Source organism: Streptococcus sanguinis (assembly GCF_003943735.1).
GTDB lineage: Bacteria > Bacillota > Bacilli > Lactobacillales > Streptococcaceae > Streptococcus > Streptococcus sanguinis_E.
The window spans coordinates 1-8,876 of record NZ_RJMV01000021.1 but is presented as its reverse complement, the minus strand read 5'-3'; the positions used below and the strand labels follow the sequence as shown (position 1 = coordinate 8,876).

Annotated in this window: 8 protein-coding genes; all 8 read right to left on the bottom strand. The window is 32.2% G+C overall.

Features of this window, described 5'->3' with window-relative positions; genetic code table 11:
* A partial coding sequence (locus D8877_RS12090; RefSeq protein ID WP_446677725.1) for a zinc-ribbon domain-containing protein occupies positions 1–152 on the bottom strand: 152 nt, incomplete at its 3' end.
* 19 nt (positions 153–171) lie between these two features.
* Complete coding sequence (locus tag D8877_RS12085; protein WP_260468730.1) at positions 172–981, bottom strand: zinc-ribbon domain-containing protein; 810 nt, start codon at positions 979–981, stop codon at positions 172–174.
* Positions 982–1,064: 83 nt separating this feature from the next.
* Positions 1,065–1,850, bottom strand: a complete 786-nt coding sequence (locus D8877_RS12480; RefSeq protein ID WP_260468729.1) for a zinc-ribbon domain-containing protein — start codon at positions 1,848–1,850, stop codon at positions 1,065–1,067.
* A gap of 413 nt (positions 1,851–2,263) precedes the next feature.
* On the bottom strand, positions 2,264–3,811 hold the full coding sequence (locus D8877_RS12075) for an LlaJI family restriction endonuclease (protein ID WP_125341517.1): 1,548 nt from the start codon (positions 3,809–3,811) through the stop codon (positions 2,264–2,266).
* 17 nt (positions 3,812–3,828) lie between these two features.
* The gene (locus D8877_RS12070; protein WP_125341516.1) at positions 3,829–5,565 is read right to left on the bottom strand and encodes an AAA family ATPase; all 1,737 of its coding nucleotides are present in this window, start codon (positions 5,563–5,565) and stop codon (positions 3,829–3,831) included.
* Positions 5,566–5,572: 7 nt separating this feature from the next.
* Complete coding sequence (locus D8877_RS12065; protein ID WP_125353437.1) at positions 5,573–6,625, bottom strand: DNA adenine methylase; 1,053 nt, start codon at positions 6,623–6,625, stop codon at positions 5,573–5,575.
* The gene (locus tag D8877_RS12060; RefSeq protein WP_125341514.1) at positions 6,618–8,264 is read right to left on the bottom strand and encodes an N-6 DNA methylase family protein; all 1,647 of its coding nucleotides are present in this window, start codon (positions 8,262–8,264) and stop codon (positions 6,618–6,620) included. The genes D8877_RS12065 and D8877_RS12060 overlap by 8 nt, the downstream gene beginning before the upstream one ends.
* On the bottom strand, positions 8,261–8,689 hold the full coding sequence (locus D8877_RS12055; RefSeq protein WP_125341513.1) for a helix-turn-helix domain-containing protein: 429 nt from the start codon (positions 8,687–8,689) through the stop codon (positions 8,261–8,263). The genes D8877_RS12060 and D8877_RS12055 overlap by 4 nt, the downstream gene beginning before the upstream one ends.
* Between the last annotated feature and the right edge of the window lie 187 nt (positions 8,690–8,876).

The following is an 8,876-nucleotide window of genomic DNA, read 5'->3' as shown; positions in this document are numbered from 1 at the left end:
TTTTTAAACTGTATAAAATGTTCTTGCTTTCTTCTGTAACCTTTGCAAATTGAACAGGCCTTTTTATTTCGTTTTCTGTATGCCATTCTTTCTTTAACTTGAATTTTATAACGATGATCTGGGTTTTCTTGACATATCCACCATACAGACATATTACTCAACTCTGTGATTTCAGTTGGACTTGCGATTAGTTGGACTTGCGATTAGAAGGTTATTTACATAATCCCACTCATTCATTAGACTTTGTTGAGTTGTTGCCAAGTCGTTAAATCCTTTTAAAACTTTTTGATTTCTACAATATGGACAAGAATTATCTCTGTAAAATTTTTCTTTAATGACTTGCTGATATTCTCCAGTGCATACAGGACATTTCCACCATGCGGTATATGTTGAATTAGCCCTTACTGAAGACATTTCTTGTTTATTTAATGTAGACCATTCTTTAATTAACCAAGGATGTGTTGTTTCTAGATCGTTATAACCCTTTGAAGTCTTTTTAAATGAACAATACGGACAACATTGGTCGTTTTCGTAGCGTTCAGAAATTTTCGCTTTAAAATTCCTGTGACATTTTTGACAAATCCAATCAACTAATGTATTTGAATCATAAAAGAAAGTGTTAATATCTCCGTTAAGTTCTTTCAACCATTCATTGACTAAGTACGGCTTAACATAGTTTACTGTTTCATTTGGTTTAGGGAGTTTTTTATTGCAGTAAGGGCATATAGAGTTAAGTCTATTAGAATTATTTTTTGTAAATGCCTCTAAAACAATCCCTAATCTTTCCTGAAATTCTAAATTGCAACAATCACAAATCCAAGTAAATATTTTATTCTCAGCTTCCACCGATCTCGTCATCTCATCAGTTTTTACTAAGTTCTTGCTACTCCAATAATCACATAATTCAGGATAAATATCTGAAATTGTATTATAGCCTTTTAATGCTTGTTCGTTATTGCAATATGGACAAGTATTAGGCACTTCTCTTCTAATTGGAATTGAACACAAGTATTCGCCTCTACAAACGGAGCAATTCCACCAATATTTTTTTGTTTCAATGTGACTCAATGCAAATGAACAAGCAATCCATTTTTATTACTCCATTCTTCCTGTAATTTTGGGGAATTATAGAGTATATCATTGTTAAAAACAAGTGTATCCCAATCACAGTTGTTAGGACATGTTTCAAAATTACTATTTTCTAAGTCGGTTCTTGAAATCATTTCAATAGGACTGCAATGAAAACCGACATGGCAACAAGGACATTTCCAATTTATACATTCAGAAGACTTATACCAGTATTCAGAAATAGATTTATCATTACTTTTATCCCAAAATTTCTCTAAATAAGGATGAGTTTCTTGTAAAGTATTATACCCTTTTAACATCAACTTATCATCACAATAAGGGCAACCTTCAAGATGCCTTTTAACAACACTACATTCATATTGACCATGACAGTTAAAACACTGCCATCTTACTAAGATGTCGGATAAGCTATCAATCATATTACTTTTCACAAGAGTTGGAATAAATTGCTTAAAAAGATTTCTATCTGTATGTAATAGGGGGTTGGCTTTCACTTTAATTACGGTATCAAATGTTGCTTTACAGTTAGTACAATAGATACCATCTCTTTTGATTCTTGAAATTAGCTGATCAATAGACAACTTAAAGATATGGTCACATTTGTCACATTTCCAATTTCTAGGGATTGTAACATTGTCATTTAACTTCAAATCATTAAACTCTACATCGTTTTGCTTCCCTGGAAGATAAATTTTACGAATATTAGGTAGGGTATGCTTTAGTATAAGGTACAAAGTGTGTTTTCTCATTACATCCGACATGAACAAGCTCTTGATTGTGTTTATTGATTAATTTAGAAGTGTTTGCTACATCTTTCCAACCAACATGACAAGTAGGGCATTTGTAATGAAATAACCTCTTTGAAGAAAAAGGTAGATTTTCAATCTCCTCTTGCTAAATATTATCTAAGTGATTTACAGATTCAATATTTTGTAGATAAGCCTTCAAGCTTCTAAGTAAATTTTTATTGTTATTTTAGCTCTTTATTTTTGTATTGGTTAAAACAGAGCTACAAAGAATTTTCTCTATTGGAGTGCTATGTTTATTTTTTCACTTTAGTATAATATGTGTAAAAAATAAGGCAGTAACCTAAGAATAGTTACTGTCTTGCCTCATTTTTTGTTAAATATTTGATAAACGCAGAAAATAGTTGCCGTTCTTATATCAGCGTTTTTTATTGTAATTCTGAGAGATTTATATGTTTATCTTTCAAATAATTGTCATAGAGAACATCTGGTGAAAGCATTCTTACTTCAATAACTCCGAGACCAAGCTGTTTTAACATATCCAACTTTACAAAACCAGGAATTTCAGAATCACTTGCTCTTTTAGGCATTAAAAAATAATTTTTAACTTCCTTGACATTATATTTAGCCAAAATTTCTTGATAGGATAAATAATAAAGATATTGTTTTGCGATATCTTCAATTCCTGGTTGTCCTTGAATATTTGTATCATTCCATACAGGACAATAGTATTTAGCATCAAGAATATAAAAAGCATAACTTGAAGTCTTCTTTAGTTTTTCAAATCGAATATAATCAGGATTAAAAGTTCTTTTTGGTATTCCTTTACTGCCTTTTCTATATCTCTTCCAGATCGGTTGTTGTATTAATTCTACAAGAATTGGAGGCTCATGTTCAAACCTTTTATTGATTTTCTTATAATTAATAAAAGGTTCAATCTCATAAATATTTGGATGCCTTGTCTTTGTGTCACCTTTCTGACTTCGAAATACTTTAGCACATACTTCTTCCCAAATAAGGTTAAAAGAGCGTGTCCCCATTATTTGTATTTCAGTATCACCTGTAAGGATTCTCTGACTCAAGAAATACAAGCGAATTGCCCTTAACACTTGTATTTTTCGCTCATCAAATATTTCACTAAGTTCTGAATCAATACGACTAATTATATAATCATTGTCTCCGAATGCATCTTGTTCTTCTTCAGAAATTTCTACTATTGGAAGGTTATAAAACGAGCTAAGTCCTGCTTTTGACATCTCGTATGAACATTGACTGATAACGTATGCATGGAGTCTCTTTATGTATGATGCGTCATTTGAAACCTTTTTCCGAGTATAGATTTCAACATAATAAGGTCTATTGTTTGAAATCAAAGGATAGGTTTCATCAATAGTTTTTTGCCAATAGATTTCACCGTTCCCATTAATTTCAAGAATTTCTAATGGTTCATCATAATCTCCATTTGTAGCATAGTCTTCTAATAAATATAACATCACAGATAAGGTGTTAATCCTTCCTTTGTGATCTATATCTGCAAATAGATCAATGTTGTAAATCTCTTGCTGAGCTTTTTCTCTACTATACTTTTCAATTACTCTCATAACCTGTTGCATCTCAGTTACAGGTTCATCGTCTAGTGGAGCATTACTTTCACCAAGATATTTAGGATAAACATAGGTAACAATATTTTGGATTATCAAAATACCTACAAAATTAAATTTGTAACTTATTGAGTTAGAAAGGAGTGTATCATCAGTATAATTGCTGAATTCTATATCAGCTGTAGAATCGGAGATATCATTATTTCTTTTTTCTTTAAGAATATTACGACTAAGCAATTCTTTTATATATTGTTTAAGATATTTGTCAGCATTCTCTCTAGTTCGATATCTTTCAGCGTTAAAAGAAAATATATCTTGTAAATCCTTGACCGAATAGTACCAATCTTCTCTAACGTACGCAGAAGTAATTGACATAGCATCTTCTCCTGGTTTTATGATTCGGCATCTTGTTTTGCCTGGTCTCTTTCTAAAAGTTGTTCACTATATTCCCTTGTCAAAAAATCAGTTCCAAAAATGGCAACGCCATTATCTTTGAACTCTTTGCAAATATAAGAATAGCGATTAAGTTTATCTGTATCTTGACATCCTGAAAAAAGTTGAGCACGTTTTGTTTTTGCAGCATCTTCAAAGAGATACATTAACACCTTATTACAGAAAAGATTTATAAATTCATCGTCATTTAGTATCACATTTCCGTCTCTGTCCATTGTTTTTAGGAAAAATGGGCCCATTAGTTTATCTTCATGGACTCTCAATATTGCATTAGACAGCTTAGCATTTATTGCTCTTCTCAACACATTCCATTCAACAATTTCACCAGCAATTGTAAATTCACCACCTTGGTTTTCTCTTGCTGTTTTTTGGCCACTATTAGAATTTTCTTCTACATAAAATTCTTCTTCATCAACCCCTATATATTTGAAATCCCAACGTCTTTTAAATGCTGTATCCATAGGAAATACACCTTGGTCAGCACTGTTCATAGTTGACCAAATATACATATTGTTTGGAAGTTTTATGGAAGCGTAGTCGTCAGGAATTCCGCCAAGATTTTTGCAAAGATATTCTTTTATTTCTTCGCTCGGCTGTATTTCATACTCACTTACACCATCATCATTTCTATCAAGCAACTGAAATACTTCACCAAAGACTGCTGCTGTATGCGCTCTATTAATTTCTTCGATTAGAAGTAAATAAGGTTTAATTTTTGTTGTGTCGATTCGACCAGATGTTATATCATAAGCGTCAATAATATTCGCATATGCTTTTTTTAAAATTCGCATAAATGGACCTGGAACAAATTTATATGAGATATCACCTGTAGACTCTGTTACTGGCTTATACGTTCCAACAAACTGAGCATATGAATAATCAGCATGAAATGTTACTCGTTCAAAATCAGAGTCTAAAATTGACATTAAATCCTTATCCTTATTGAGTGAATAGCTTTTACCAGTACCTGGTGCACCAAAAACAATGTGATTATAGTTAGCTTTGTTCTGGGGAATAAATCCTGTATTGTATTCCAATGGAATTTTTACAACTGTACCAAACGGATTCAAAGCATTGTTTATAAACTCAACTCCAACTCTATACCTGTCAAAATTTATAATTCCTTTTCGGGCCCCGCTAAATAAAGACTCTAAACCAATACCTGTTGGCCATCCAGCTGGCATAGTTGGAGTATTAATAAATGAAGCATAATAGCGACAATAGGTTGTTCTTATTATTAAAATAACCAGATTATCAATTATCCCAACAAAATTACCAGCAGAAGTATATGCACCTGTTATGGGGTCGGTGTTTGGTTCAGGGAATCTGTTTCCAGGAGACCACGCAGGATGCTTGTGTCTCAAAGTTTGACGACTAATTTTATAATTTGGTCGCCCGTTTCTTGGTGCAAACTCTAAATTTCCGTCCGTTCTTTGGTTAGCTTGATTCCCTTGGATGCCTAAAGTATAAGCTTTAATCGTATATGTGAATTTAGAGTTAGAAGGACTATCAGCTTTTTCTGCTATTGATAAAAAATCCACCATCTCTTCGTTTGAAACACCAGTTGCATCAATATAAGTTTGACCCCCTCCATTTGCAGGTCTATCGAGATCGTATAATTTTTTGAAATCAGACGGATTGATCTTTTTATAAAAAATTCTATCTATTGTTTCCATGTAATTGCTACCTTTCCACGTATATTAAGTATTCTGTAATTTTTTGAGGTAGTGTGCTACTGTTGCTCTTAAAACGATTATAATCAATTTCATGAACTGATACTGTACCAAACTGAGAAAAACATTCTTTTNACTGTTCTATACTAAACAAGCCATCTTCACTATAACTAATTAAGAACTTGTTACAATTCATTTCTCTAAAAATCGTTTCAAACGACTCTAAACCTCTTGTTTTAGTGCAAAGTTTAGAATGTTGATCCCACCAATCTCTTAACCCACTTTTTCCTATTGCATCTGGGAAATCCCCCCTGGCAATTGTTTCTAAGATATGATAATTTGCAGCATATTGTCTTTTCATATATGGTGGGTCAATATAGCACAAATCTGCTGTTATACTACTAGCAAGTTCTTCTGCAAAACCTTGTAAAATGGAATGTCCGAAACAATTCTCTTCAAGAAATGAAATGGGTTTTAATTGTAATTCAGTTAGCGCATTCTTCCTAAAAGAAGATAGAAAATAACCATATGTTCCAGAAATATTTGCAACATCATTGGTTGCGAGAATTAATGTATGCTTTAGTAATGATTCTTCTAAATTAGTTAGTAGTCCTTCATCAATCCATTCATTAATTTCTTCTCTGATAGCATCTATTTTTCCTGCATTCTGAGAAGTGAAATATTTTCTAGGTTCGCCACCGTTTGATGGAATTCCATCTGGTGAAAACTCATTGTAAAAAAAACTTTTAATCGCAGGTAAATTATTTAAGTAATCTAATACATCTAAATAAGCATCAGTAGTTGTTTCTTTTATATTCAATTTGGCTTTAAGACCATCAAAAGACGGAGCTGAAGATAATTTTAAGTGTGTATTTAAATGATGCATAGAATACGTCATTACATCTGCTGCAATTACAGCATAACCTTGTTTTCGAAACTCTAAAGCTACGGAACCAGTCCCAGCCATCAAATCGACAACTGTGCCATGTTCTCCAATAAGTTCTTTAGTATGTTTAATAATATGTGGCAACAATTTGGTTTTATTCCCTATATATCTATACATAGTTCACATCCTTAATCTTCATGTTATTCACAGCTCCTAAATCTGGCAAAGAATTAATCTCTGTTAGAATTGTTTGAATTTCATCTGAATTTAATCCATACTTAATAAATATTAGTCTTTCAAGAGTAAGATCTGTTTCATGGCAATATTTTTTTGAAACAAGCAACTTACTCGCTAACTCAACGATTTCTTTATCAAGTTCATCCCCTTTGTACTCAGCTATTGGTAATGAAAAAATAATTTTCTTTGTTAAATACGGATGTGATTTCCACTCATTTTCACCATAAGTTTTAAGATAATAGTAGTAAACCACCCTAGAATTAAGCAAAGCTAAATAATACTCTAACGGTTCATGACAATTTTTATCTAAAAATTTTAGGATGTAGACTGTTTGACTAGTTTTACTATCTGTATAATCAATGGAAGCATAAATACCGAGGCCTGTCTTTCTTATGAGAAGTTTTGGCGAACTAAATAGAGAAGTATCTTTATAGTTGATTCCTTTGATATTGTTTACAATAAAACTATTTGTTTGGCATGAATATCTGTGTACATCTTCTCCAACAATAATAGGAGATGTATCATTATTATCACTCTTTAGAATAATTTTTTCAATAGTATTAGAATTTATTGCTATTTCCTCTTTACAGAACGAACATTTCTTCATTGACTCGGCTAATTGTTTTTTACTATAGCCTTGAGCGTTACTACATAGCGGACATATTGTAATGGCTCCTGTTTTGGAGATTTCAACACCTCTGCCAAATCGAAATTTATTGCTTATATCAATCCCGATTTCTTTAATTTTCTTCAGAAGGGACTCATCTTCTTCGCGCGTATCAATATCAAAATTACATGCTTCGTTTGTAATAAAACGTCTCTGAAGAACAGTATGTTTTCCCTCTTGATAGGAAGCTATTAGTTTCTTGTTACCTGATAAGATTTTTTTTCGTTCATCAGTGGATAGTCTAAAACATGTTGTTTTACTATCTGGGGTAGGAGGTGTTTTTTTACAAATAATAACAGTTGTTGCACGATTCACATTTTCAAAGAGTTTTTCTCCTAATCGAGCTATCACCTTGATTTGCATTTTTGAAGCCAAAAAACGACGTAAAGATTCATTTTGAGCCTCAAACAAAGAATCGGGAAGAATAAATGCAAAATATCCATTTTCTTGAAGAATAGAATATGCCAATTCTAAAAAAAGAACATAGCTGTCAAATTGACCTTTAATTAAGTTAAAACCACCAGCCTCCAAGTCTGCTTTACTGTAAATCTTCTCAGAGCTCCATGGAGGATTAGCTATAACTAGTTGAATTTTTTCTAAAATTTTCTGCCAGTAATCAATTGTTGTCCCACATGCCCCTTTTGGAAGGATTGCATCGTTATGAATAAAATGGATATCTTCAGGAAAAGTTGGTACGACATCCTTGTCTACATCTATACCGATATAATTGGTCTTGTCTTTAAAATAAACTTTTAAATCCTGAAGCAATCTTCCTTCTCCACAGGCTGGGTCAATAGCACATTTTATCGAATAAATAGAGTTATCGTTTGATGTTAATTCAAAAAGTAGATTAGCGACAAAATCAGAGAGTGCATGAGGTGTATACACTACTCCATATTTTTCTGGAATCATAAATCAACTCCTTTCAAAGCTTTTGTTCCAATTATTATTCCAGATGCACTTTCTTCAGTATTTTGATCTTGGCAGCGTGTAGTTTCTCTATTTATAAGAGCATTTACATTCATTTTCCCGTATGCATCTAATCTTATATACTGTCTAAATATATCAATAAGTTCACTTTGAGTTTCCCATTCACCAGATTGTTCTACTTCTTCTAACAACTTTGGTGATGTAGCATCGTCAGAATAACCGAGTATATAATCAATTCTTCGGTCAAATATATCAGCCAACTGATTTACAACTTCATAATCAGGTGTACGTTTACCAGTTTCCCACATAGCAACGGTACCTTTAGATAAGCCAAGTGCTGTTGCAAGTGTCACCTGTGTATATCCATTTTCTTTTCTTAACTGTTTTAGGCGGCTAGCAAAAGTCATTTCAGATACCTCCATTCTATATATAATAACATAAAGCGTTATCTTTTTAAAATATTCTATCACGAAATGTATTGATAAATAAAATTAAATTCTAACTAAATGTAAGATTTATAATTGATAAACAACAAATTACCTTCCTATTAAAAGATTATGAAGTTTATCATACATGAAATTCACTAAACCCAGC

What these genes read in the sequence shown, in the direction of transcription:
- D8877_RS12480 (WP_260468729.1), bottom strand. Translation starts at nt 1,850, where the DNA reads ATGTCGGATGTAATGAGAAAACACACTTTGTACCTTATACTAAAGCAT.
- D8877_RS12075 (WP_125341517.1), bottom strand. Translation starts at nt 3,811, where the DNA reads ATGTCAATTACTTCTGCGTACGTTAGAGAAGATTGGTACTATTCGGTC.
- D8877_RS12070 (WP_125341516.1), bottom strand. Translation starts at nt 5,565, where the DNA reads ATGGAAACAATAGATAGAATTTTTTATAAAAAGATCAATCCGTCTGAT.
- D8877_RS12055 (WP_125341513.1), bottom strand. Translation starts at nt 8,689, where the DNA reads ATGACTTTTGCTAGCCGCCTAAAACAGTTAAGAAAAGAAAATGGATAT.
- D8877_RS12060 (WP_125341514.1), bottom strand. Translation starts at nt 8,264, where the DNA reads ATGATTCCAGAAAAATATGGAGTAGTGTATACACCTCATGCACTCTCT.